This window comes from Pseudomonas sp. URMO17WK12:I11, assembly GCF_007677725.1.
GTDB lineage: Bacteria > Pseudomonadota > Gammaproteobacteria > Pseudomonadales > Pseudomonadaceae > Aquipseudomonas.
In genome coordinates, this window is the sequence record NZ_VEDF01000004.1 from 128,099 (window position 1) to 152,080 (window position 23,982).

At 60.7% G+C, this 23,982-nt stretch carries 20 protein-coding genes; 8 read left to right on the forward strand and 12 right to left on the reverse strand.

The genetic code is table 11. The features are described from left to right. Positions 1 to 24 precede the first annotated feature (24 nt). Complete coding sequence (locus FS665_RS09355; protein ID WP_145186755.1) at positions 25 to 429, reverse strand: DUF2251 domain-containing protein; 405 nt, start codon at positions 427 to 429, stop codon at positions 25 to 27. Positions 430 to 663: 234 nt separating this feature from the next. On the opposite strand from FS665_RS09355, the gene FS665_RS09360 reads away from it, so the two are divergent. The 6 genes from FS665_RS09360 to mrdA all read left to right on the forward strand — a co-directional run bounded on the left by FS665_RS09360 (position 664) and on the right by mrdA (position 7,881). Continuing rightward, on the forward strand, positions 664 to 1,986 hold the full coding sequence (locus FS665_RS09360) for an MFS transporter (protein WP_145186758.1): 1,323 nt from the start codon (positions 664 to 666) through the stop codon (positions 1,984 to 1,986). A gap of 92 nt (positions 1,987 to 2,078) precedes the next feature. After that, a complete protein-coding gene (locus FS665_RS09365; protein ID WP_256675073.1) occupies positions 2,079 to 2,465 on the forward strand; it encodes a YidH family protein in 387 nt (128 codons plus the stop codon). Continuing rightward, positions 2,458 to 2,787, forward strand: a complete 330-nt coding sequence (locus FS665_RS09370; protein ID WP_145186761.1) for a DUF202 domain-containing protein — start codon at positions 2,458 to 2,460, stop codon at positions 2,785 to 2,787. The genes FS665_RS09365 and FS665_RS09370 overlap by 8 nt, the downstream gene beginning before the upstream one ends. 108 nt (positions 2,788 to 2,895) lie before the next feature. Next, entirely contained in the window at positions 2,896 to 4,254 is a 1,359-nt protein-coding gene (gene nhaA, locus FS665_RS09375; protein ID WP_145186765.1) for a Na+/H+ antiporter NhaA, read from the forward strand. 124 nt (positions 4,255 to 4,378) lie between these two features. After that, positions 4,379 to 5,758 carry an 8-oxoguanine deaminase gene (locus FS665_RS09380; RefSeq protein ID WP_145186768.1) on the forward strand — a complete coding sequence of 460 codons (1,380 nt, stop codon included), beginning with the start codon at positions 4,379 to 4,381 and terminating at the stop codon, positions 5,756 to 5,758. 230 nt (positions 5,759 to 5,988) lie between these two features. Beyond that, positions 5,989 to 7,881 (forward strand): penicillin-binding protein 2, encoded by a 1,893-nt coding sequence (gene mrdA, locus FS665_RS09385; RefSeq protein WP_145186771.1) that lies wholly within the window; start codon positions 5,989 to 5,991, stop codon positions 7,879 to 7,881. A 20-nt stretch (positions 7,882 to 7,901) separates the two neighbouring features. On the opposite strand, the gene FS665_RS09390 is transcribed toward mrdA, so the two are convergent. After that, positions 7,902 to 8,804, reverse strand: a complete 903-nt coding sequence (locus FS665_RS09390) for a LysR family transcriptional regulator (RefSeq protein WP_145186774.1) — start codon at positions 8,802 to 8,804, stop codon at positions 7,902 to 7,904. Positions 8,805 to 9,020: 216 nt separating this feature from the next. Here FS665_RS09390 and FS665_RS09395 point away from each other — a divergent pair, with 216 nt between their 5' ends. After that, on the forward strand, positions 9,021 to 9,995 hold the full coding sequence (locus tag FS665_RS09395) for an AbrB family transcriptional regulator (RefSeq protein ID WP_371921255.1): 975 nt from the start codon (positions 9,021 to 9,023) through the stop codon (positions 9,993 to 9,995). A 128-nt stretch (positions 9,996 to 10,123) separates the two neighbouring features. After that, entirely contained in the window at positions 10,124 to 11,461 is a 1,338-nt protein-coding gene (locus FS665_RS09400) for a hypothetical protein (RefSeq protein WP_178108320.1), read from the forward strand. A 64-nt stretch (positions 11,462 to 11,525) separates the two neighbouring features. Here FS665_RS09400 and FS665_RS09405 read toward each other — a convergent pair whose 3' ends face one another. From FS665_RS09405 to FS665_RS09450, 10 genes are all read right to left on the reverse strand, one after another. Further along, positions 11,526 to 12,653, reverse strand: coding sequence for an OmpA family protein (locus FS665_RS09405; protein ID WP_145186780.1), 1,128 nt, complete (start codon positions 12,651 to 12,653; stop codon positions 11,526 to 11,528). 11 nt (positions 12,654 to 12,664) lie between these two features. Beyond that, on the reverse strand, positions 12,665 to 13,111 hold the full coding sequence (gene tssE, locus FS665_RS09410) for a type VI secretion system baseplate subunit TssE (RefSeq protein WP_145186783.1): 447 nt from the start codon (positions 13,109 to 13,111) through the stop codon (positions 12,665 to 12,667). A 4-nt stretch (positions 13,112 to 13,115) separates the two neighbouring features. After that, the gene (tssJ, locus tag FS665_RS09415) at positions 13,116 to 13,652 is read right to left on the reverse strand and encodes a type VI secretion system lipoprotein TssJ (RefSeq protein ID WP_145186786.1); all 537 of its coding nucleotides are present in this window, start codon (positions 13,650 to 13,652) and stop codon (positions 13,116 to 13,118) included. Further along, complete coding sequence (gene tssG / locus FS665_RS09420; protein WP_145186792.1) at positions 13,633 to 14,730, reverse strand: type VI secretion system baseplate subunit TssG; 1,098 nt, start codon at positions 14,728 to 14,730, stop codon at positions 13,633 to 13,635. Before tssG ends, tssJ begins: the two co-directional genes overlap by 20 nt. Beyond that, positions 14,694 to 16,463, reverse strand: coding sequence for a type VI secretion system baseplate subunit TssF (gene tssF, locus FS665_RS09425; protein WP_145186795.1), 1,770 nt, complete (start codon positions 16,461 to 16,463; stop codon positions 14,694 to 14,696). Before tssF ends, tssG begins: the two co-directional genes overlap by 37 nt. Before the next feature lie 23 nt (positions 16,464 to 16,486). Continuing rightward, positions 16,487 to 18,073 (reverse strand): type VI secretion system protein TssA, encoded by a 1,587-nt coding sequence (gene tssA / locus FS665_RS09430; RefSeq protein ID WP_145186798.1) that lies wholly within the window; start codon positions 18,071 to 18,073, stop codon positions 16,487 to 16,489. After that, on the reverse strand, positions 18,070 to 21,363 hold the full coding sequence (locus FS665_RS09435) for an ImcF-related family protein (protein WP_145187633.1): 3,294 nt from the start codon (positions 21,361 to 21,363) through the stop codon (positions 18,070 to 18,072). The genes tssA and FS665_RS09435 overlap by 4 nt, the downstream gene beginning before the upstream one ends. Before the next feature lie 46 nt (positions 21,364 to 21,409). After that, entirely contained in the window at positions 21,410 to 22,543 is a 1,134-nt protein-coding gene (locus FS665_RS09440) for a hypothetical protein (RefSeq protein WP_145186801.1), read from the reverse strand. A 73-nt stretch (positions 22,544 to 22,616) separates the two neighbouring features. Beyond that, a complete protein-coding gene (locus FS665_RS09445; protein ID WP_145187636.1) occupies positions 22,617 to 22,880 on the reverse strand; it encodes a PAAR domain-containing protein in 264 nt (87 codons plus the stop codon). Between the two features lie 84 nt (positions 22,881 to 22,964). Further along, positions 22,965 to 23,981: an SUMF1/EgtB/PvdO family nonheme iron enzyme gene (locus FS665_RS09450; protein WP_218570364.1), complete on the reverse strand. Its 1,017-nt coding sequence runs from the start codon at positions 23,979 to 23,981 to the stop codon at positions 22,965 to 22,967. Position 23,982: the final 1 nt, after the last annotated feature.

Here is a 23,982-nt window from a genome sequence, read left to right on the forward strand (position 1 = left end):
AGGCGCCGCCACTTGCCCGGCGCGCTAGGCGAAATGCCGTAGCGCGCTGTCGTCCCATTCATGCCCGGCGCGTGACCAGCCGCTGTCCATCGGCAACGGCAAGCCGCTGCGGCAATGGCCTTGCTTGGCTTCGAAATCGAACACCGCGTGGGGGTGGTCGTTGATCAGCAGCAGCGCCTTGCGGTGGTCCTCGGACCAGGCAATCTTCACCTCGGAAGGTATGTCGCGGTCATTCACGCTTTCCACGTCGTAGATGTGCAGGGCGTTCTGAATCGGGTTTGCGCTGCTTGAGGTATCCAGGGCATAGAAATAGCCCGTTTCTTCATCGTCCTCGAACACCACCGCGTACGGCCCTTCGCCGGCCGGCGCCTCGACCACCAGGCCGTCCCCTACCAGCAATTGGTTCTGTGCAACGAGATAGGCAGGCATGTGGCTGATCCTTTTCCTGTGTTGGAAGCCTGATCATGCCCAGCATGCGCGCGCGCCCGCAAGCGCCAATCGGCAACCGACAAGCGTGCGGTTACCGAACAGTAGCGCCTGACCTTGAATTGACGCTCGACGTTTCCCTGCGCACCATGCACCGGCCTTGCGTGTTGCCCCTGCCTGGGGCGAGGTCACGTTCGCGACACCGTCAGTCATTACAATTTCAAGAATCGACCCACTATGAACCATTCCAAGCTCACTACCGCCAGCTCCACGCTGCCAGGCACAGGCATCGGCGACAAGCTGCGCGGCGCCTTCGCCGTTGGCGGCACGCGCTGGGGCATGCTTGCCCTGGTATTCTTCGCCACCACCCTCAACTACATCGACCGCGCCGCGCTGGGCATCATGCAGCCGGAACTGGCCAAGGCCATGAACTGGACGGCGATGGACTACGCCAACATCAACTTCTGGTTCCAGGTCGGCTACGCCGTCGGTTTCGTCTTGCAGGGCCGGTTGATCGACAGGGTCGGCGTCAAGCGCGCCTTCTTCGCCGCCGTCTTGCTGTGGAGCCTGGCCACCGGCGCACACGGCCTGGCCACCTCGGCCGCCGGATTCATGGTCTGTCGGTTCATTCTCGGCCTGACCGAAGCAGCCAATTACCCGGCCTGCGTAAAGACCGTGCGCCTGTGGTTCCCGGCCGGCGAGCGCGCCATCGCCACCGGCCTGTTCAATGCTGGTACCAATGTCGGCGCCATGGTCACCCCGGCCCTGCTGCCGTTGATTCTGACGGTGTGGGGCTGGCAGGCGGCGTTCATCGGCATGGGCTGCCTGGGCCTGGTCTGGCTGGTGTTCTGGGGCCTGCGCTACTTCAATCCCGAGGAGCACCCGCGCGTCAGCCAGCGCGAATTGGCCTACATCCAGCAGGAGATCGAGCCTGCGCCAACCCGAGTGCCGTTTCGGCGTATTCTCGGCATGCGCGGCACCTGGGCGTTTGCCGTCGCCTACTCGATCACAGCGCCGGTGTTCTGGTTCTACCTGTACTGGCTGCCGCCGTTTCTCAACCAGCAATACGACCTGGGCATCAGCGTGACGCAGATGGGCCTGCCGCTCATGCTCATCTGGCTGACCGCCGATTTCGGCAGCATCGGCGGCGGCATCCTGTCTTCGTGGCTGATCGGCCGGGGCGTGCGAGCGACCACGGCGCGGCTGGTGTCGATGCTGATCTTCGCCTGTACCATGCTCAGCGTGATTTTCGCCGCGCATGCCTGCGGCCTGTGGATCGCCGTGCTGGCCATCGCCGTGGCGGTCGGCGCGCACCAGGCCTGGACCGCCAACATCTGGAGCCTGGTGATGGATTACACACCCAAGCACCTGATCAGCACGGTGTTCGGCTTCGCCAGCATGTGCGCGGCGATCGGCGGCATGTTCATGACGCAGATCGTCGGCAGCGTGCTCACCGCCACGCACAACAACTACGCCGTGCTGTTCACCCTGATACCGGCGATGTACTTCCTGGCCCTGGTATGGATGTACTTCATGGCACCGCGCACGCTGGAGGGCTGATCGCTCATCGAGTCATGGACATTGGCAGCGCTTGCGCATAAAACTGGGCAGGCCGAGTGCCCACCGACCTTATGCAAGGAGGACGACTGCCTTTGAACAACAACAACGAGCGCTCCCGTGGCTGGCTGGCCAGCAAGCTGCTGGCTGACGGCCAGGAGCCGGACCCGCGTTTCACCCTGGCCAACGAACGCACCTTTCTGGCCTGGATCAGGACCGCACTGGCACTGCTGGCCAGCGGCATCGCCGTGGACATGTTCACCGCCGAGATCTTCAGTGCAGGCACCCGGCGTCTGCTCGCGGTGGCATTGATCAGCCTGGCCCTGCTGCTGAGTTTGCCGGCCTTCGCGCGCTGGCTGAACGTCGAGCGGGCCATGCGCCAGAAACGCCCGCTGCCATTTCCATTGATCGCCCCGGCGCTGTCGATCGGCGTGTCGCTGGTCATGGCCTTCTTCGCCTACGCTGTGTTCTTCCATGCCTGAACGCGAACGCCCTGCCGCCGATGACGGCCTGCAAGCAGAACGCACGTTGTTGGCCTGGCGCCGTACCATCCTGGCGATGGTCGTCTGCAGCTGTTTCTTCTTGCGCTGGGTACCGCAGCACCACTGGCTGGCGGTAGCGCCCGCAGCGCTGTGCCTGCTCGCCGCCGCCGTCGCCTGGCTACGCCTGCGCCGGCGCTATGACCGTCATGTCACAGGGATCCGCGCCGAGGCCATTGCCTCCGGCGTCACCGTCAACCTGCTGCTGGCCGCGTGTGTGACGGCACTGTGCGCGGTCGAGCTGGTGGCGATCCTGGTCTGGTAACGCCAGGCGCAGCCCGTTAGAATCGCCCTCGGGTGCTAGCTGCAGGGTGCAGTGAAGCAGGTTAAAGAACAGCGCTGGTCGGGCCGCCATGCGGGAGTTTTTGCGCCTATGCAAAAAATACAGCCCTCTGCTGCACAGCGCCTGGCCCAACAGGCCTTGGCCAACCTTCAGCGTTTCCTGCATATCGAAGCGGTCAGCGGCATCGTCCTGCTGATCACCGCCGTGGCCGCCTTGATCTGGGCCAACTCGCCCGCCGCCGCCAGCTATGAAGCCCTTTGGCACACGCCGATCGGCTTCGGCATCGGGCCCTGGCAGTTCTCGCAGTCCCTGCACTTCTGGATCAACGATGGCCTGATGACCATTTTCTTCCTGGTGGTGGGCATGGAAATTCGCCGCGAAATCCACGAAGGGGCGCTGGCCAGCCTGCGCCAGGCCACCTTGCCGATGGCGGCGGCGGTGGGCGGCGTCGCGGTGCCGGCGCTGCTTTACCTGGCCTTTGGCCATGCGCCAGCCGAGCAGCAAGGTTGGGCGGTGCCTACGGCCACCGATATCGCCTTTGCTGTCGGTGTGCTGGCGTTGCTGGGCAAGTCGATTCCGTCCAATATCCGCGTATTTCTGCTGGCCTTGGCGATCATCGATGACATCATCGCCGTGCTGATCATCGCCATCTTCTATTCCGGCGGGCTGGATTACAGCGGCTTCGGCGTGGCTGCCATTGGCTTGTTGCTGGTCATTGGCCTGCAAAAGATCGGCGTCGGCTCGGCGTGGGCCTATATCATCCCAGGCGCCATTACCTGGGTCGGGATGCTGATGACCGGCGCCCACCCGACCCTGGCCGGCGTGGTATTGGGGCTGATGACCCCGGTCGCGGCCATGCCCCTGGGCGAGCGCCCGCTCGACGCCGTTTCGCGCTTCACCAACGACCTGCTTGGCCGCGCCAAGGATCCTGAGCAAGACAGCAGTGACCTCAGCGCCCCGCTCAAGCACCTGCGTGTCGCGCAGCGCGAAATGCAGCCGCCTGTGACCCGTGTGCAGGGCGCCCTGCATCCCTGGGTGGCCTACGCGATCATGCCGTTGTTCGCCCTGGCCAATGCCGGCGTAGGCTTGTCGGGCATCGACCTGTCTGCTCAGGCGCCGCACTGGGTGATGATGGCCGTGGCCGTGGCGCTGGTGGCCGGCAAGCCGCTGGGTATCATCAGCGTCAGTTGGTTGATGGTACGCCTGGGCTGGTGCAGCCTGCCGGCCCAGGTCGATTGGCGCGGCATCACCTTGATCGGCTTGCTTGCAGGCATCGGCTTCACCATGTCGATCTTTATCGCCAACCTGGCGTTCAGCGACCCGGCTTCGCTGGGCGCGGCCAAGCTTGGCGTGCTGTCGGGATCAGTGATTGCCGCCGTGCTGGGCCTGACGTGGGGCTTCACTGCCTTGCGCAAGGGCATCAGCACGCCCTCCGAGCAGGCCGGCTGAAGACGCGCGCGGCCAGCCGGCCGCGCACTTTGCTGTATACAAGAAAACCAGACTTTGCTTAGATACATGCCTGTGCGCCTACGACATCGACAATCGTCGCTGCGTATTGCGCCAGGCATAAGCGATGCAAGCTGCTCAGCGACACTCCCCCAAGACCCTTCTGGTCAAGAACGCCGCACTGTTGGTTACCATGGACGGCCAGCGCCGTGAAATCAAAGGCGGCGGCCTGTACATCGAAGACAACCTGATCAAGCAGGTAGGCCCAAGCGACACCCTGCCGCAACACGCCGACGTGATACTCGACATGGCCGGCAAGGTCGTCATTCCAGGCTTGGTCAACACCCATCACCACATGTACCAGAGCCTCACTCGAGTGGTGCCAGCGGCCCAGGACGGCGAGCTGTTCAACTGGCTGACCAACCTCTATCCGATCTGGGCACGCCTGACGCCAGAGATGATCGAAGTCTCGACCCAGACCGCCATGGCCGAGCTGATCCTCTCCGGCTGTACCACCTCCAGTGACCACCTCTATATCTACCCCAACGGTTGCAAGCTCGACGACAGCATCCACGCCGCTGGCGAGATCGGCATGCGCTTTCATGCCGCGCGCGGCAGCATGAGCGTAGGGCAAAGCCAGGGCGGGTTGCCGCCGGACGCTGTGGTGGAAAAAGAGGCCGACATCCTCAAGGAATCACAACGCCTGATCGAGGACTACCACGACGCCAGCCACGGCTCGATGCTGCGCGTGGTGGTGGCGCCCTGCTCACCGTTCTCGGTCAGCCGCGACCTGATGCGCGAAGCCGCGGTGCTGGCCCGCCAGTACGGGGTGTCGTTGCACACCCACCTGGCGGAGAACGTCAACGACATCGCCTACAGCCGCGAAAAATTCGGCATGACCCCGGCACAGTATGCCGAGGACCTTGGCTGGGTTGGCCACGACGTCTGGCACGCGCACTGCGTGCAGCTCGACCAGCACGGTATCGAACTGTTCGCGCGCACCGGCACCGGGGTCGCCCACTGCCCCTGCTCGAACATGCGCCTGGCCTCGGGTATCGCGCCGATTCGCAAGATGCGTGACCACGGCGTGCCGGTGGGGCTGGGTGTCGATGGCTCGGCATCCAACGACGGTGCCAGCATGATCGGCGAAGTGCGCCAGGCCCTGCTGTTGCAAAGGGTCGGCTTCGGCCCGGATGCCATGAGCGCCCGTGAAGCGCTGGAAATCGCCACCCTGGGCGGTGCCAAGGTGCTCAACCGCAATGACATCGGCGCCCTTGCACCGGGCATGGTGGCCGACTTCGTCGCCTTCGACCTGGGGCAGGTGGCGTATGCCGGGGCCCTGCACGATCCGCTGGCGGCCTTGGTGTTCTGCACCCCGACCCACGTAGACACCAGTGTGATCAACGGCCGGGTGGTGGTGCAGGATGGGCGCATCACCACCATCGACTTGCCACGCGTGCTGGAGCGCCACAACCAACTGGCCTATCAGCTGGTGACCGGCCAATGATGCCTGCTGGGCCACGCTGAGTGCGTGTGCGTGCTTGCCTGGCTCAGCCCTCGCGTGGCTACCGGCAAGCACCGACCCGGCGCGCATAAACAAATCTTCATGTTGGCTGCCGACGCCCTGTGCGTGGGCGGCCACGGCCCATCCGCTGTCCTGCGCGATGGCCGACGCCTTGAGCCTGCGCGCCCGCACGCGTAGCATCCCGGCCCCGCCTCTTGCTGCCTAGACCGCCCATGCCGCAACCGATCCCGCTCAAGGACCACGACAAGGAAAAGCACCTGGTCAACCGCCGACTGCTGGCCTGCGCCGCCTTGGTGGTCAGCCTGTGCGCGGTGCTGATCGGCCGCCTGTATGTACTGCAAGTGCTGCAGCATGACCAGCAGAGCGCCGTGTCGGAGAATAACCGCGTGCACGTGCTGCCGATCGCCCCTGAGCGCGGACTGATCTACGACCGTAATGGCGTGGTACTGGCCGACAACAAGCCAAGCTTCGACCTGACCATGACCCGCGAGCGGGCCGGCGATTCGGCCAAGGTCCTCGATACCCTGGCCCAGGTCTTGAATCTCGGCGCAGACGAGCGCCAGCAGTTCGACAAAGACCTGCGCCGTGGGCGCAAACCGTTCGAGCCGGTGACGTTGATGGTCGGCTTGAGCGAAGAGCAGATTGCGTTGGTGGCTGTGAACCAGTTCCGTCTCCCCGGGCTGGACGTGGAGCCTCAGTTCATCCGGGAATACCCCTTGGCCGAGCATTTCGCCCACTCCGTGGGCTATGTCGGGCGTATCAACGAAAAAGAAGCCAAGACCCTCGACAGCACCGAATACCGTGGCACCCAGTCGATCGGCAAGACTGGCATCGAGCACTTCTACGAAGCCCAACTGCACGGCCACGTCGGTTATGAAGAAGTGGAAACCAATGCCCAGGGTCGGGTCATGCGGGTGCTCAAGCACCAGGATCCGATTCCAGGCAAGGACATTGTCCTGAGCCTGGATGCGCACCTGCAGGTGGCAGCCGAAAAGGCCCTGGGCGAGCGGCGTGGTGCGGTGGTGGTGCTCGACCCGGCCAATGGCGATGTGCTGGCAATGGTCAGCAACCCAAGCTTCGACCCCAACCTGTTCGTCAAGGGCATCAGCTTCAAGCAATACGCCGCCCTGCGCGACTCGATCGACCGCCCCCTGTTCAACCGCGTGCTGCGCGGCCTGTATGCACCCGGCTCGACGGTCAAGCCCGAAGTGGCCATCGCCGGGCTGGACAGCGGGGTGATCACCCCTGGCAGCCGGGTATTCGACCCCGGCTACTACGAGCTGCCCAACTACGATCACAAGTACCGCAACTGGAACCACAGCGGCGATGGCTGGGTGGACATGTACACCGCCATCATGCGTTCCAACGACACCTACTTCTACGACCTGGCGCACAAGCTGGGGATCGACCGCCTGCACGATTACATGGCCGAGTTCGGGCTGGGCCAGAAGGTCTCGCTGGACATGAACGAAGAAGCGGCCGGCTTGATGCCCTCGCAAGCCTGGAAGCGCGCGACGCGCCGCCAGGCCTGGTATCCAGGCGAGACCCTGATCCTCGGCATTGGTCAGGGCTACATGCAGGTTACGCCGCTGCAGCTGGCCCAGGCGACCAGCCTGCTGGCCAGCAAGGGCGCCTGGCACCGCCCGCACCTGGCGATGACCGTGGGCGGCCAGACACCGGTCGACCCTAACCCGATGCCTGATATCGTGCTGCACGACAGACATGCCTGGGATCAGGTCAACACGGGTATGCAGATGGTCATGCACGACCCGCGCGGCATCGCCCGCGCCGCCGCTGCCGGCGCCCAGTACCGCATCGCCGGCAAGAGCGGCACGGCGCAGGTCGTGGCGATCAAGCAAGGCGAGCGCTACAACCGCAACAAGACCCTCGAACGTCACCGTGACAATGCCCTGTTCGTCGGCTTCGCTCCCGCCGATCACCCCAGTGTGGTGGTGGCAGTAATGATCGAGAACGGCGAAGCGGGCGGCCGCGTTGCCGGGCCGGTGGTGCGCGAGGTGATGGACGCCTACCTGCTGGACGAGCAAGGCCACCTGAAGCCGCAATACGCTGGCGCCGCCGCTGCCAAGGCCGTGCCGCATAGCTGACAGGGCCTGCGGTCAGGTGATCAATCGCGCTCGAAAAAGCTGCCCGCCTCCTCCTTGAGCAACGACACCAGGGTACCGGCAGCCGGTGACAGGTAGCCGTCGGTTCGCACCGATACCGCGACCGTGCGGCGCATGGTGGTTTGCGCCAGCGGCACTTCGCGCAGCCAGGATACGCCAAGCCCGTGTTCCAGGGTTTCCCGCGCGGCGAAGCTGAGCAGCTGGGTCCGCGCAATCAGCCGCGGCAGCAACGAAATGGCGTTGGTCTCGATCTGTACCTGCGGGGTCGGCAGCAGGTGGGTGGCGAATACATTGTCGATCCAGCGCCGCGCCGTGACCGTGGGCCCGCCGAGTACCCAGCGGTACTGACAGAGGCGCTGCAGGGTGATCGGGCTGTCGAAGATCGGATGCTCGGCGCTGGCCACCACCACGGCCTCGTCTTCAAGGATCGGGTGGGTGGTGAAGTCCGGATCCATGGCGATCTGTGGCGAAATGATCACGTCCAGCCGTCCGCCGCGCAGGGCTTCCTTGAGCACATCGTCCTGGGCGATGGACAGGGTCACGGTGACTTCTGGCGCACGCGCCAGCAGCGCGGCAGTCAGGTGCGGCAGCAGGTGCTCGGCCATGCTGGCCGCGCAGCCCAGGCGGATGTTGCCTACCAGGCCACTGGCAAAATCGCGCACCTCACGTTCGGTTTCGGCGATGTTCAGTTGCAACTGCTTGCCGCGAGCCAGCAGCAGCTTACCCACATCGGTGAGTTTGATGCGCCGGCCATCACGCTGGAACAACCGTGTGCCCAGTGACTCTTCCAGACGCTGAATGCTTTTGCTGAGCGCTGGCTGGCTGCGATTGAGCTTTTCGGCGGCCCGGCCCAGATGCCCGAGTTCGGCGATGGTTTCGAAGTAGGTAAGGTCGCGTAGATCCATGATCGATGAATTTCAGTTATAGATTGATCAAAAGTAGAAAATAGACTTGATCGATTGTGCCGTCGATAATTTTCTGGCTGGCGTTGCCAGTATCGGGTTTTCGCTGTGCAAGGAGTACCGACGTTGCAGATCGCCCTTCCCGCTTCAAGCGGACAACTACTCAAATGGTTTGCCCTGGCTGCCAGCGCCGCGGCTTGCGGGCAGTTGCTGCATGCCATGGGCGTACCAGCCGGGCTGTTCCTGGGCCCCATGCTGGCGGCCATGGGCTTTGGCATCGCTGGTAGCAACCTGCGCCTGCACCGGCAAATCTTTCGCTTCGGCCAGGGCTGCGTCGGGCTGCTGGTGGCGCACTCGGTGACCTGGGCGGTACTGTCGGCCATGGCCCAATCCTGGCACCTGATGCTGGTGGCGACGCTGATCACGGTCTTGCTCAGCGCCTTGGTGGGCCTGGGCACGGTGCGCTTCGGCGGTATCCCGGGCAGCACCGCCGCCTGGGGCACGGCGCCCGGCGCAGCTTCGGCGATGGTAATGATGGCCGAAGAGAACGGCGCGGATGGCCGCGTCGTGGCGACCATGCAGTATGTGCGAGTGGTCTGCGTGGTGATGATCGGTTCGTTGGTCAGCCACCTGCTAGGCGCTACCGCGGGGGCAAGCGTGGCGGCCGGCGCCCCTGCGGTCGTGCAAGATCCCCAACCCATGGCTACCCTGCTCAGCGTGGCCGTGGTGCTTGCCGGCATCACCCTGGGCAATCGCCTGCCTGCCGGCGCGCTGCTGACGCCGCTGTTGCTCGGCGGTGCACTGCAACTGAGCGGGCTACTGACCATCAGTTTGCCCGAGCCGCTACTGGCGGCAGCTTATGGCGCGATTGGCTGTTATATCGGCCTGCGTTTCGATCGGCCAACGGTGCGTTATGTCTGGAGGCGTTTGCCGACCATGATCGCCGGTGCCCTGGCGTTGATTCTGGCTTGCGCTGCCTGTGCGTACCTGCTGGCAGTGGCGATGGGCACGGACTTTCTTTCCATGTACCTGGCGACCAGCCCTGGGGGGCTGGATGCCATGGCGATCATCGCCGTGGAGACTCACGCCGATGTCGGCCTGGTGCTGGCGATGCAGACTTTGCGCTTGTTTGGGGTAATTCTGACCGGCGCCTTCTGCGCGCGGCAGATCATTCGCTTGACCCAGGCGCGGTAGCGCTGCTGGCTGTGTAAATCGGAAAACTCCTACCAGCGCCACGGACGCCTCCCACAACCTGCACCTTGCCTGGCATTGCATCATTGTCGACAAACCTCACAAGCGACTGAGCGCAGGGAGAATCAGGTTTGTCGGACTACACCTCAAAATTGCAGCACCTCACCGCCGAGCAAATCGAAGCGTTGTATGCGGCCTACATAGGCGGGGAGAAGATCGCGGTGCTGCTCGAACGCTACGCCATCGATATCGCTCCCAGCAGCCTGATCAAGGCTTTTGCGCCGGTCCCGTGTGCTGAACACCAGTGCCCTTACTGCAATGTGCCGCTGTTCGAGCGACGCAGAAGCCGCTCGGCGCACAGCTTCAATGACAACATGGCGTATTGCACGCAGTGCCAGCATCGCTATTTCTATCCAGGCCGCAGTCAGTGGCACCGCGAATGCACCTGCGCGCCATGCCTGACGGCACGTGAGCTGGCCAAGCAGCAACGGGCGCTGGAGAAGCGCAAACGCATCCAGGATCACTGGTGCCTGGGCAAGCGGCCGCCGGTGCCGTTGGACAGGCTGTCGATCACCCATCGATTGCAGTTGCTGGCGTTACTGGAGGTGCGCATGGATGCTCAACGCGATTGCATCCAAGCCGCCGAAACGGCCACCGATGACGCGCGGGTCAGCCCCTCGGCACACATGGATACTGAGATCCTGCTGGCTCTGCACGTGGCGCATGTGCTGTTGGTCGACCCGGATTCACCGCTGGCGGCGTTCAGCGATGATGCCATGCCCAAGGCGTGGCAGAACAAAGTGCGCTGGGTCGCCAATGTCAGCCTGGAAGGCACGCAGCGCGCTGGGGTTGGTGGGTTGTATCGTGCGCTGCACGCGGGGCTGTCAAGCGGGGCGCAAGCGCAATGGCGCGATGAGGTCGGCGAATTGATCCGACAGGTCTGTATCGAGGAGGTCTGCGCCTACGTGGCCAACCGATGCGCCGAACATGGCCTGCCGTTCGAGGCGAGGAAAAAGGCTGCGCAGGTGACGGCGCAGTTGCTGGAGGTGCACCCGGTGCGGCATATCTGGTCGCTGGCCAACACGGCGGTGCGCGGGGCGCTGTCGTATGTGGCGCGGGCTCAGGTCAGCAAACGGCAGGCGTCCAACAGCATTCCGGGCAGCATGCTGTCGCTGAGCGACCGCGCGGTCAGGGAGCAGTGGCAGTTCAATTCGTCGAGCTACGATGGGTCGGGGCCGCGTTCCGGGTTGAGTCAGGCGTTGTTCGATGTGCTGTTGCAGCAGGTCGATCATGGGTTGCAGCGGCGGGTGGCGGATTACCTCGCCGAGCTGCCGTTGGCGGGGGCTGGCGGGGGTGGGGCGTGGTTTTGTTCGATGTGTGGTTCGGGGTTGGTGCATGTGGAGCATGCGATGGCGCAGACGGTGGTCAATTGCAAAGACTGTTTGGCACGCACACGGGTGGCGACTTGACCCACCCGTAGCCATCAACAGGCGATGCCGCAAGGGCGATGCAACTCGCCCTAGAGCGGGTGAGTCATACCTCACCGCATGCATCTCGTTGGGGTACCAATCGTATGTCCACTCGACGATTCTCAGCCCGACCCTTCAGGGTGTCGTTACTGCCGAGTGGTTGACTGGCAGCGACACCCTGAACAGCGAAGCAACTGTCCGGAATATCGCCCATACGCTGCATCCAGTCGCGAACCGCAGAGGCACGGGCGCGAGAAAGATCGAGATTCCGGGCGGCATCCCCTTGCGCATCGGCATGCCCGGAAATAACGATCAGCCAGCCCGGTTGAGCCTTGATTCCAACGAGCGCATTGATCAATAGCTTGGTTGAACCAGGTTTTAGTTCAGCGCTGCCAGGATCGAACAAGCTCAAGCTGTCGAGTTGGATAGGGTCGGGCGCAGGAAGCGCGTCGGCTTGCCTGGATGGCCACGCCTGCCAGCCTAGCCACCCCATCAATGCAATCATGACCACCCACACCGGCACCCACGGCCATACGGCTCGCTTCTGTGCCGCAGGCTCGACTACCAGTGTGTAGGTGGAGGGCGCAGGAACGACGGCAGCAATTTGAGGCGTTATGGAGGGCTGAGCAATCGTTGCCCAGGATCGCAGAGGAAGCGGCATCGCCGCCACCCGGCTTTCTGACATGCGCTGCAAGAGGCTGGCTAGTTGGTTTCGGAAAACCTGCAATGTCACCATAGGTGCATGGCCAAGGCGTTCCAAGCAGTGTTCGAGGCGGTTCAATTCGCCAATCACTTCGCTCAACGCCGCCGAACTCGACCTGCCCCACTCCACCATGCGCACCAATGGGTGCAACTGAGTAAACAGCCATGCAATGAGATCGATGCGAGCTGACGCCTGCACTGGCCACAAGCGCGGCCACTCATCGCTCAATGCGGCGAGCAGCGCGACACCCTCGGTCAAGCCCGTCACACCCGTACGGTAGCTACGCGCCAGCACGAAAGCCACCGCCGTCTGCAGTTCAACCCCGTTCAGTTCGAAAAGCCGCAGGCACAGCCCTTCAACCTTTGCCCAGTCCACGTCTGGGCAGGCAGGGTGATTGAGTTTTGCCAACTCATCGCGCAGCACCTTGAACTCATCGAAGTTACCCGGATCCCCACCCAGGCGAACACGCATCTCAAAAAGTGCCGTCATCTGGCCCCCTGTCAGTTCCATTGCACGGGAAGGCAGCCTTCCTGCTTGAGGTGATGCACCACAATCCTGCCTCCGGCGCCGAGTGTGGTCCCAAAGGACGCCCTGCCGCCGCCCTTGATCAGCACGTCAAGGGCATAGTCGAGATGACCGGGACGAGACTGAGGGATCAGCTGGACGCTCACCTGCGCCAGCCGCGGCTCATAGCGGCGCAAGGTGCAGGCGATGTCGTTGATCAAGCCATGGGCTGAAGCCGGTAGCCCTTGCAGCACCTTGCCCATATCCGGCAAGCCATAGTCGGGCAGATGCGAGAGTGAACCGGCACGGCTGTTGAGGATGCGCTGAATATTGTCCAGTACCGAGAGGGTCAGCTGGTCATCTTCATTCACCTGATCCAGCGCTAGCTCACCGCGGAAGTTCTGCAACAGGATTTCGTAAAGAGAAGGACTGGACTCAGGCATGCGTTCAGCCCTCCGCACGCGGTCGAAGCGTCAGCCGGTTATCGGCCAATTCGAGCACTCTGGCCTGATCCGGTTCGAGGTCGTCCCGCTGCAATACAACGCGCCACGTATTTTCAATCACGTCTGGACTGCGGAACAGCGCAACCACTGCAACATACTGAGCGCCGCCTTGTAGAGCTGTATTCACCTGCGCCGCCTCGCCGGGTTTTATCACCACGACGCGCTCATCGAGCAGATCATCGCGAAGCACACGCGCACCCTGGTTCAGCAGATCGTCATAGCCGGCGCTCTCCAACGCTTTGTTGTCCTTTAGCTGGTAGACCCGTACCAGCACTGGCACCGACAATCCGCTCATCTCGGCGCCATCGGTATTTATCGCTGCCCGGCCGTTGAGATCCAGGTGCAGCGTTTTGACTTGCTTGTAGAAGATCGCCTGGGCAGTGGACGCCGTGCCATCTGCCACCTTTTGTGCAAGGCCACACCCACTCAAAACAGCAATCAACGTTGATGCGGTGACGCCATTAAGCACGGTACGCAACATGCTGCACCTCCTTTCTGCAAGGGTTCAAATGCAGACCCTGATATCGGCCCAGGTTGATCGTGATCGTGTCGTCTTGAGCCGATGCGAGTACGCTCTCCCCACGCTTCAATACAGCGGTCATGCCAAGCATCGACCGGGTGCGTCCTAGTACAGGCGCCGGCACCATCTGGTGTGGGATTGAGAGCTGAAGCAGCGCTGTGCAACGCCACCCCAGATACACCTCAAGCAACACGCGCAAATCAGCGATCAGCTGGCCACCAGGAAGCCATCCATGCGCCTCATCCTGGTTCTCGGTGCACAGCCGCAGCCGCAGTTGGCTATTCGCGTCGTGGCCGACAGCGCCCAGAGGCATACCCTGGCCCAAGGTCACCGGATGCTCTGGCGCAAGACTGGCGGGCTGCTCAAGCACAGTGCTCTGCGGCCAATGCCCGATGACGTGCGTATCCGTGTGCGGGGCCAGCAATTTCACCAACGCACCAATCCCTTCGGCATTGCGCGTGGGTAGACGCATCACGCTGAGCAGGGCCAGAAAACGTGACATCGGTGTGGCGATACGCTCTGCCGTACCGGGGATGCCCAATCCGATCAAGCCCAACAGGCACTGTGAAGTGGCATCGCGCCCGCCCGGCTCGAATGTTGCCGGGTAGGAGTACTTGCGCCAGATCCGGTAGAACTGAGTGAATATTCGATGATTGAAGATATCGAGGAAGTGCTCCAGCGCTTCATGGCCTTCGCGCCGCTGGGCAATAGCGTCCAGATAGGCCGTGGGCAAAGGAGAGTCGACCCCATACAAACCCAGCAGCCGGGTGCGCACAGTCAACGGTCGAGCTGGAGAAGCTTCGTCGATTTCAATGGCCTTCAACTCGCCTGCCGGGAATCCCATTCCAGGGTCTGGGCGGAACCTGACCCAGTCATCACCGGGATGTGCAGTGCTGCCTAGCGGTGGCTGTTCAGCCAGCACCTGCTCCAGCACCTGGCAGAAGCGGTAGACGTTCGCCGTCGACACCTGTTCAGCCAGCATGTGCAGAATGCCTTCGGCCTTTAGCCGGGAATACGCTGACTGTGATGTTCGTTCCATCGCAGGCACCTCCCCGTCGGCTGCAGTATCATCGTCAGTTGAGTGCACAAATGAATGTCCGCGTATAGCGCGAAGAACCGGCTCAGCATTTCACCGAACAGGCAGATGTCGCCCTCGCCCGAAAAACCATTGCTATCGACCGTCACTTCGATATCCACGCCTCGCAGCAAGAAGCCTTTCTCGAAGCGCTGGATCAGGTGATGCTTGACGTCGACGATGGCCTCCAGACGGCGGCGATTGGTTTCGCTGCCCGTCCACTCGTACAACGCTAACGTGCCACGCAGTACTTCAGCACTGTTGAGCATCGGTAAAAAATTCGATCCCAGGTGACTGAGCACACGCCAGTGAAAACGATCTCGGTTCGGCGGGTAGCACGGCAGGGTCGGCGCGGTCAGATTGCGTACTTTCAAGCCTGCCTGAGTGGACTGAGCCGCGGCATCGAGCAACGTGCTACGCAAGGCTTTGCGCGGCAACTGTCCATTGGTACCGGTCAGGCGCAACGACAGGCTTTTGCGATTGAGCAGCACATCCTTGTCGAAGCCCTCGCCGCCGAGGATCAGCCAGGTGTCGTGAAGACCGTTGGCGCCGCGCCTCAAGCGGGTATGAAAGTAGCGCTCGGGTGCCTCATCGCGAAGCATTCCCCCTTTGTGGCGAAAGCTGCTGAAAGGCACGTAATCCTGACGCACGCTGTCCTTCGTTCCAGAAACTCTGTCTACTGAGTAGATCTCTGTATGACCGTCCTGCAAGCGCATTGGGCGCAGCAGGTATTCATTCTGCAACGGGTCCAAGGTGAGTGGATCCGCCTCCAGTGCAAACAGATTGATCACGGGAACCGCGTGCAGACGAATGTGCTCCTGGGTGGGCGTAAACGTATGCGACCAGGCTTCACTGAGCACGACTTCAAGCTCGAACCAATGGGCGTCAGGTGGCAACTCGAGCGAATCGAGGCCACAGAGCGTGACGAACATGAATTTCTCACGGAACGTGAAGTACTCCAGCAACAGCTGATAGCCACTGAAAGCACTGTCGCCCTTGGGCCAAAGGCGATCATCGTCGGCAAACCCCTTTGGCTTGAAATGCCCCGCAAATGCCTTGCGTTGCGCCGCGCCTGGCAAGCGCACATGCAGCGCCTGCACGCTCAACGTCAGCGCTTGGTGCAGCACGCTGGCAAGCGCTGCATCGGCATTCAGATACAAGGGTATATCCGCGAGGTCGAGTTGATCCCAGTTGGCCAGTGCTCCACGCGCGAAGCGCAGGCGTAGAATTGCACGCCCATCAGGTCCATGGTCAAGCCGCACGGTCTCCAGATTGAGCGGCCGAAGCGTCAAATCCTGAGTGGTGCAGTAGCGGCACCGGGTACGATGCTGCCCCACCGGCTGTGACAGCACTTGAAAACCCCTTGCGACCGCCTCGCAGCCTTTCATCTGACTGGCATCTGGCATCAGTTCGACGATGGCCAATGATGGGATGGTGCGCAGATAGTGGGGCCACAGCAGGCTGACCAGCCCCTCCGTCAGCTCGGGAAGGTCATCGTCCAATTTCTCACGCAGGCGCCCCATCAGGAACGCGAAGCCTTCGAACAAGCGCTCGACAAAGGGGTCTTCAGCGCCGGGCTTGTCCAGGTTGAGCTGCGCCGCTCGGTCCGGAAAAGCCTGGGCAAACTCCTTGCCCGCTTCGCGCAGGTAGCGCATTTCAGCGTCGAAGTAACGCAGGGTTAGGTTGTCCGTAGTCAAAACAGATTCCTGATCAAAGTGAATTAGCTGCACAGCACTGCAGCACGCACCGGGTCAATGGATACGAGTGCTGCCAGCTGCTGTTCCATCTGCCGCGCCAACGCAGGCCGGTCAGCGTCGTTGCGCTGGGCTTTCAAACGCAGCAGCTTGAGCAAGCGCGCCTTGACCTCGAACAGCAGGTCAGGCTCCCAGTCGGCCACTGTGTGGCGTTGCGCGGCAGCGTCCAGCTCAGTGAACAAATGAATGGCCAGTTCGGCCTTGCCACACTGCTCGGCCACCCGCGCCATCAGCAAACGCAGTAACCAGCGCTGTCGCCCGGCCTGCACATCGGGGCGGCTCGCCAACCAGGCCAGCGCTTGCTCGACTCCATCGGCATCCGCTTGCGCCAGTGCCTCAGGCTCCAAGGCGAGTATTTCGCATAAGGCCGTCGACGGTGCGGGGGCCGCTGCGGGCAGCCATCGTTCTGGGCGGTTACCGCTGACCTGCTGGTTGATCCACTCACGCGTGGCTTCATCGGCAAATGGCGAGCCATCGCTCCAGCACAGCAGCTCAACGCCAGGCAGACGGTGCAGCAGCATGGCCAGATCGTGTTTGACGATATCCGCCCAGCTCTTGTGAGGCTCAGCCGACTTGCTCAAGGCCTGATGGAGGCACCATTGCAAATCCAGCCAGAAGTGGTTGACGCTTTCGGTATACATTTGCTCGGCCAAGTCGATGAGCTCGCGCCAGCTTTGCTGCAGGTGCAAGCGCTTGAGCTGCGCGCGATACTCGCCGCGAGGCGGTTTGAGGCGGGTAATGCGCTGTGCATCATGCGGCGGCACCTGATGCACGGTGTCCCAGCGCAGGCTCTTCATCAGCCGATGTGCCGCCAACCACCCCTCCGGTTGATCACGCAGATAGCTGGCTAGCACTCGACCACTGTCCAGCAGATCTCGCCCGGACTTGATGGGTGTCGGGCTGGGGCCTGCCGCCCTACCCTTTACGGGTGAGTCACTACCCGTCTGAGGGACGATTGCATCAACGCCTCCTGACGCGGCGAGTCGAATGTCGAGGGCGCTGTACAAAGCATCAAGTCGTGGTCGCTGGTCTTGCGGCCACTGGCTGAAGCCGTGCTCCAACCACACCAAAGCAGCCACCGTTCGTTCGGTTTCAGCCTTGACCACCTGAGGGTACAGCGACAGGCTCGCCAGAACCCTGCTGCCAGCAAGCCACTCCAAGGCCATCCTCCGGCTATTGGGCCGCACCGGCAGGATATCGGTGGCATATCGCTCCAACAGCGCCGCCAGCAGATTCAGACCATCTGCCAAGCCAGCCTCACCGTCCCTGTGCAAGCGGGCCCAGAGGTAGTAGGTGGCAACACGGAGGTCTTTGCAGCACTGCTGGAGCAGCTTCTGCGCCAGTTGCGCCACAAGGTCCACGTCCGCCCCGGAGAGCTTGTTGACCTCTTCGCGCATGCGCTGGAAATCGTCGTCGTAGCCCGGATCCTCTCCCACCGGCGCACCACCGCTGATCGGCGTTAGCCAAGACTCCCAGCATTCGCTGTGTTTACGGGCAATGACCACTGGCTCGCTTGTGGGCAAGCAGCTCTCTACCAGTCGTTTCAGGCTCATTGGTAACCCCCATTTTGCGTGTACTGCGGGGTATCCCGGCCCTCTACCAGAAAGATCTCTCGCGGCAAGCTGAACCCGCGCAACTTGATCAGGGCCAGCGGCCCTTCGCCCAACTCCGTGCGCAAGTGCCAGGTCAGGCCCAGACCATCCGGCGCGCTCAGCACGACCCTAAAGCGGCTGTCGCCGTCCTCCAGCGCGGTGACATTGGCCTGCTCCAGCAGACGAATCAGCCCCCAGGTGCCCTGGTAATGCGCAAACAAACGTTCGCCGGCATGGACGCTGCTCCACGTCAGGCTGATGCCGGGGTGATCCCCCTGCCCGGGCCAGCGAAAGCGTTGCCAGCTCTCTCGCTGGTTGAAGTAGTGATGCTTCTCCCCATTGAGTACGAAGATGGTCTGCACTACATCACGCACAGGTTTGCCTCGCAGCTCGAAGCTCACACCCATGCCGCCATCGGTATACAGCACATCGGCCAGCTGACTGAGCTGATTGATCGCTTTCAGAAAGTCCGGGTTGAAACGCAGCCCCTGGCTTCGCCGCGAGTCGGCCACCCAGCGGCTGCCTTCTTTGCGTAGAAGCCCCGTGAGCTGCTGAGCCAGAAACTGTTCGATCCGCCCGGAGTCGGCTCGGATCATCTGCCCCAACATGGGCAATGAAGCGTCACTGCTGGTGGCGGCGAAAGGATAACGGCCACTGAAAGCGCTCTGCCACTCATCGACAATTGCGCGCTGCCACGCCCTGTTGAGGCCTGCCGACGAGGGCTGAAGAATCTGCTGCCAGGCCTGATCCAACGGCTGCACGAACAGCGTGTTGGCCGCTGGCCCCCAGTCGGCGCCCAGGCTAGCGGCGATCAGGTTGCCATAGGCCTGGGTGTCTGTCAGGTCCACGCTCTTCCCCTGAAACACCGTTTGCGCCAGTGTCTGGATCATTGCCTCAGGGTCGGGCGCAGTGACCAGTTGCTGGAGCTTCAAGCGCACAGCGGTAACCCGCGTCAGGTAAGTTTGCAGGCTCAGGCGGTCATTACCCGCTCGGCCATCAGCGTCCTTTCCCAGAAGCGAAAGCAATGGGCCAAAAGTAGTGTCAAGTGGGCCACTCGGTGTTTGGGGCAGTTGATCGACGATCGGCGCTGCTTTTTGCCCTACTAACTTCTGTGCCGATTCGATGAGGGAATCGGCCAGGGCCTGGCCACGAGCTCCGGCTTGTCCCTGGTCGCTCAGCGTGTTCATCAAGGCGATCAGTGGTGACTGACGCACGTCACTGATCAGCGTCAACTGTGTAATCACATCGCTCAGGCCGTGTCCCTGCTGCCAGCGCAGGCTGTTGAGAAAGGTCAGCCAGGCACTGCTGTAATCCTGGAAGTAGCGTCTGGTCAGCCGCTCCCTGAGTTGCTCGGGGCTCAGTTCCTTGGCGATCTCGTTAGGGTTGTCGCTGAGTACCCAGTCGATCTCTTCGCGCCGCGCCTGCGCCGCCTCTTCAATGGCTGCACGAACCTGCCCTTCCCACGCTTGGCGGGTGAATACACCGGGGACCTGTTCGGCACTGGTGAACAGGGCGCTTGCATCGGTGTCGCCGACCATTTGCTGTAAATCCAACGCCGGGTAGTGGTTCGCCGCGGTGTCGAGGACCTGCTGGTACAGGCTGCTTTCAGCGTTTCGCTGACCCAGTTCGCGCAGCAGCACCTGGCGTGTTTGGGCAATCAACCTGAGGTCGGCCTTGATCGCCCAGTCCGAGTGCTCGGGCAGATGCTGGCCGTAGAACGTCCACAGTGCCGGTTCGGCAGAGCCCAAGGTCTGGGCCAGGAACGCGGCATCAGCCTTTTCCGGGCGCGCCAGCATCAGATAGGCTTTGAGGTAGTTGTACGTCTGCTGCGCTTGCCTGGCGCGCTGAGGGCTCGCGGGAGGCAAGTTGACCAACGCGTTGAGCCGGTTTTCCAGCTCAGAGACGGCGGGGTCACGGAGCAGCTGGTTATTGGCCTGCGTATAGAGGGGCCACACCGCTTCACGCAGCTCGTGCGACCGGTTCAGGCCAAAGCGCTGGTACCACGGTGTGCCGTGTTCTGATCGGTAGTCCAGGCGGGAAAGTTCGCGGACCAACGCGTCCAGAGCCTCTTTGGTGTCGGCGTTTGCTTCGGGCTGCTGCAACGCGCTGTACGCCGCCGCGATCTGACCGACCTCGGCACGGTTGCTGGCAAACGACAACAGCATGCCGATGGCCCAGATAGAAGCCAGGCCCAACGCAGAAACGTAGGCTATTTTGGCTGGATGCCAGCCCAATCGCCGGGCTCGGGCGGAGCGATCGTTGAGGATCCCTGACCATGCTGGGTCTTCAGGCCAGTGATGGCCCACGCGAGGGTTGTTCTGGTGTCGCAGTGGTAAGCTGAACCACACTCCACGCAACCAAACGTCGCGTCGGCGGAACAGCGCAGACAATGCAGCGCACCATCCGGAGACACCGTCGGTCGCAACATCGCGTGATAATCGAAGCAGGAAATCATGATCAGAGTCTTTTTGAAGCTGCGATAGACCCTGCTCACGTAAGGGGCGTGCGAGCATGCCTAAGTTATCGGCGAGCCGCACTGGCGATAATGGTACCGGAAGCATGCAGCCTACCGCTCCGATTTCGCGGGCGTGCTGCGGCCACATACTGTCGCAGACCTGCCACACATGCAGCAGCAATTGGCGGCGCAGGGTTTTGGCCAGATTCTGCAAACGACGAACGCTATCGTTCATCGCGCTCACGTTATTGCTTTGGTCTTTGTTCAACACCCAGACCACCCCATCGAGCGCACGGTTGCGGCATAGGCCGCGCCACTGCAAAAGCAACGCGTCTTGCGGTTCACCTTGGATGCTGCCGGCCCACAGCAGCACGGTGTTTTGCCCTTCCAGCCAACGCTGCTCGCTCAACCCAGGGGCAATCGCCTCGATCTGCTCAGACTCACCGACCACCAACAACAGTCGAATTTTTCGCCGCCAGAAGAAGCCGTAGCTTCCATTCAAATGCGCCCTCAACTCGCGTACGCCAAATGGATCCTCAGCATTAGAAACCACGTTACTGCCAGTCGAACGAGTCCAGTTGACTCCAAGCCTTTGTCCCATCAGAGCAATAAAATCTCTCGCGCCCAACATTCGGATAGCCAATTCGCCGACGCCATCGAGAAAGAGAAATATCAAACAGCCGATCAACAACACTGCTGACCATTGCAAGCGTGCAGTCTCACTCCTCACCTGCCCCGCGGGATTATCGACCCAGATCAATACCCCACCCGCAACGAGCAAACACAGGATCACCATCCAGACGCTGATTCTCTTCTTCACGATCAATCCCTATTTCAAGATCTCATGCAGGCCGGACAATAAAAATTTGAGCAGAAGCATCGTGTAGCAGGACAACCTGCGGACCGTCCTCTGCCTGGGCACACTCACTAGCAACGATTAATGCGACATTACCTACTGCACATCCAGGCAAACCAAACGAATCATCCAATCGATGACACCTGGTCACGTTAAAAGGAAAACGTGCTGCATTCACAGCGATACTTGTCTCACGTAAAACGTCACCAGGCACCTGAGCCTGCCAACTGAAGTACGTTTCTTCTCCGGCACGCAGTTGCCCCCAAAGAAATGCATCCGTAACTGCATCCTTGATAGAGCGACCAGCGCGTTCAAGTTGGACAGGGCGATGAACCAGGGCGATCGAATCAGTTTTTTGCGTGTTACACCACTGCGAAGAGCCCAACAACACAGCTGTCACGGTCTCGGCCAGTTCAGCAACGGGGTTTAGAAAAAGATTAATTTCGACGGACACTAACAACTGATGCCGTTCCGGCGCATCCAACCAAGTATCCAGCCACATTACGCCATCATCGTCCATCGCAAAGACCACGCTATCCGTTAAACGGGGGTTGGTGGTAACTGCAGACCAAATAGACAGAAGCTCCTCATTGCAAAGCACATGGTTATGCCTGATACGAACATCCACAACAAGACTGCGCGCCCCGATCTCTAAATCAGTCTCCAACCCACGTACAACTTGTTGTAAAAATCCACGTAAACGCTTAGCGTATTCGGACTTTGAGTGATTTTGTACCGACGGTTTTAATTGGCTTAACCGCATTGTCAAGGCCTGCCCTTCCAGATAAATAGGCTGGAGAGGCTTACTACCCAAACGCAGAGCCTGAGCGAGTTTATTATTACCCGCCCCGGAACAATAGGATACGGCCAATACGGCAACCGTACGCTGTCCGCGCCGAATGAGTGACCGCTCCAACTCATCGCGACTCTCATTCCAACTCTCTATATAATCTCGATGCTTCTCGTACGCCAACAAACGCAGTGCGTAGATCACTAACCCGGCAATCAAAACTCCTAATAATGCGCAGATCCAAAACCACAATGATGTATGCCAACTGTCCACCCGCCAAAGCAGGACCATCAACCCGCCAACGACGAGCGAACAAAGCAAGATGACCACACCCCATCGCCAGTGTCGAGGTTGCCGGGGTAGCAATCGCCTCTCGGGTAATGAGTTCAGGTCAACTGCCATCTCACAGCCTACCTGCTTGAGGAAGCGATGTGATTAACTCACAACCACAGGAACAGCAATGACCGTCTAAAGCAATGGGCCGACCTTTAATTTTCGAACCTGTATCCCCCTCTGCTATTTCATTCACGCCGTGCCCAGGTATTGGACAAAAAACAGCATCACCTACGCAAGCGACATCGAGCTGCAGGAATTTCAATCCACGGGTACCGGCAAGTACTTTGCCTCCCGAAGACAGTTTATCGCCAACACGAATAACTCCGCGCATATCAATAAGCACCCAATAATAAAATCACTACCCGCCTTTCAGGCAGCCCAAATTTAAATGCCCCCTGAAATATTGAGCTCACTGCTACTCAATCCGATTGTGACTATTAACAACACACCGAGCCGTTTTATCGCCCAACACAATCATTTTATCTTCGGATGCATAACCATGCGGATTCTCAGGGGTTCTGTGCACATTCACTCCTCCTCCCCAGCTTGGATTGGCATATGCCTGACCACGTGCAACTTTTGTATCCCGTCCATAGTAGTCCTTGGTCACTGGTGTTTCCGGCCCCTGGGGGTCAATTTCAGGGGAGTACTGATAATAATTTTCGTCATACCAATCCTTAACCCACTCCAGCCCATTATCCGACATGGCATAAAGGCCCAACGGATTGGGGGGAAACCTGTCCACCGGCAGGGGCGTAAGCCCCTCCGTGCTCCACCCCATTTGTCTAGCAAAATCCCGACGATCTCGAGAAGTAGAAATGTTAATTCCTTTTGGTCCTCCCCCATATTTAGTAAAACCATCATTGGTCTGCTTATAAGTACCGTCATCAGTGGCCACCATCAAAAACTGCCCGCGGCTGCGTGCCGCGTACTCCCACTGGGCCTCCGTGGGTAATGAGAAAGGAAGATTGGACACTTTAGCCAGCCAGTTGCAATAGCGTTCGGCTTCATACCAGTCCATATGCGCTGGCAAATTAGGTAAAGAATTAATGTTCTTCCACTTTTCCTGTATCCCCCCCACTTCAAAAGAACGCAACTTAAGACCACTGCTTTTAAGATACATCTCAAACTCTTTATTTGAGATCTTAAATCTTGCAATAGAAAAGGTACTCAACTTGACCTTATGTACTGGCCGGCTATCTCCATCACTATCATAAGACATTTGCTCCGACCCATACTCTAAGCCATAATCCCCCATCAAATATTCACCTCCCTCAACAAACACCAAGTCCCTTTTTACTTCTTCGATAAAATGGTTCATCTCGATCGGCGTTATCTCGAGCCCCTTATTATCTACTTCACTCGCCAACTGGTCACAGCCTGACAAACTCAAAAAAACCAGCAAAAATATAGACATTTTAAAAATTTTCACG

Coding starts and splice junctions, on each gene's coding strand:
- FS665_RS09390 (WP_145186774.1), bottom strand. CDS start 8,804: ATGGATCTACGCGACCTTACCTACTTCGAAACCATCGCCGAACTCGGG.
- tssJ (WP_145186786.1), bottom strand. CDS start 13,652: ATGTTGCGTACCGTGCTTAATGGCGTCACCGCATCAACGTTGATTGCT.
- FS665_RS09405 (WP_145186780.1), bottom strand. CDS start 12,653: ATGACGGCACTTTTTGAGATGCGTGTTCGCCTGGGTGGGGATCCGGGT.
- FS665_RS09380 (WP_145186768.1), top strand. CDS start 4,379: ATGCAAGCTGCTCAGCGACACTCCCCCAAGACCCTTCTGGTCAAGAAC.
- tssA (WP_145186798.1), bottom strand. CDS start 18,073: ATGAGCCTGAAACGACTGGTAGAGAGCTGCTTGCCCACAAGCGAGCCA.
- tssG (WP_145186792.1), bottom strand. CDS start 14,730: ATGGAACGAACATCACAGTCAGCGTATTCCCGGCTAAAGGCCGAAGGC.
- tssE (WP_145186783.1), bottom strand. CDS start 13,111: ATGCCTGAGTCCAGTCCTTCTCTTTACGAAATCCTGTTGCAGAACTTC.
- mrdA (WP_145186771.1), top strand. CDS start 5,989: ATGCCGCAACCGATCCCGCTCAAGGACCACGACAAGGAAAAGCACCTG.
- FS665_RS09445 (WP_145187636.1), bottom strand. CDS start 22,880: ATGCGCGGAGTTATTCGTGTTGGCGATAAACTGTCTTCGGGAGGCAAA.
- FS665_RS09355 (WP_145186755.1), bottom strand. CDS start 429: ATGCCTGCCTATCTCGTTGCACAGAACCAATTGCTGGTAGGGGACGGC.
- FS665_RS09370 (WP_145186761.1), top strand. CDS start 2,458: ATGCCTGAACGCGAACGCCCTGCCGCCGATGACGGCCTGCAAGCAGAA.
- FS665_RS09360 (WP_145186758.1), top strand. CDS start 664: ATGAACCATTCCAAGCTCACTACCGCCAGCTCCACGCTGCCAGGCACA.
- FS665_RS09435 (WP_145187633.1), bottom strand. CDS start 21,363: ATGGTGATCCTGTGTTTGCTCGTTGCGGGTGGGGTATTGATCTGGGTC.
- FS665_RS09395 (WP_371921255.1), top strand. CDS start 9,021: ATGGGCGTACCAGCCGGGCTGTTCCTGGGCCCCATGCTGGCGGCCATG.
- nhaA (WP_145186765.1), top strand. CDS start 2,896: ATGCAAAAAATACAGCCCTCTGCTGCACAGCGCCTGGCCCAACAGGCC.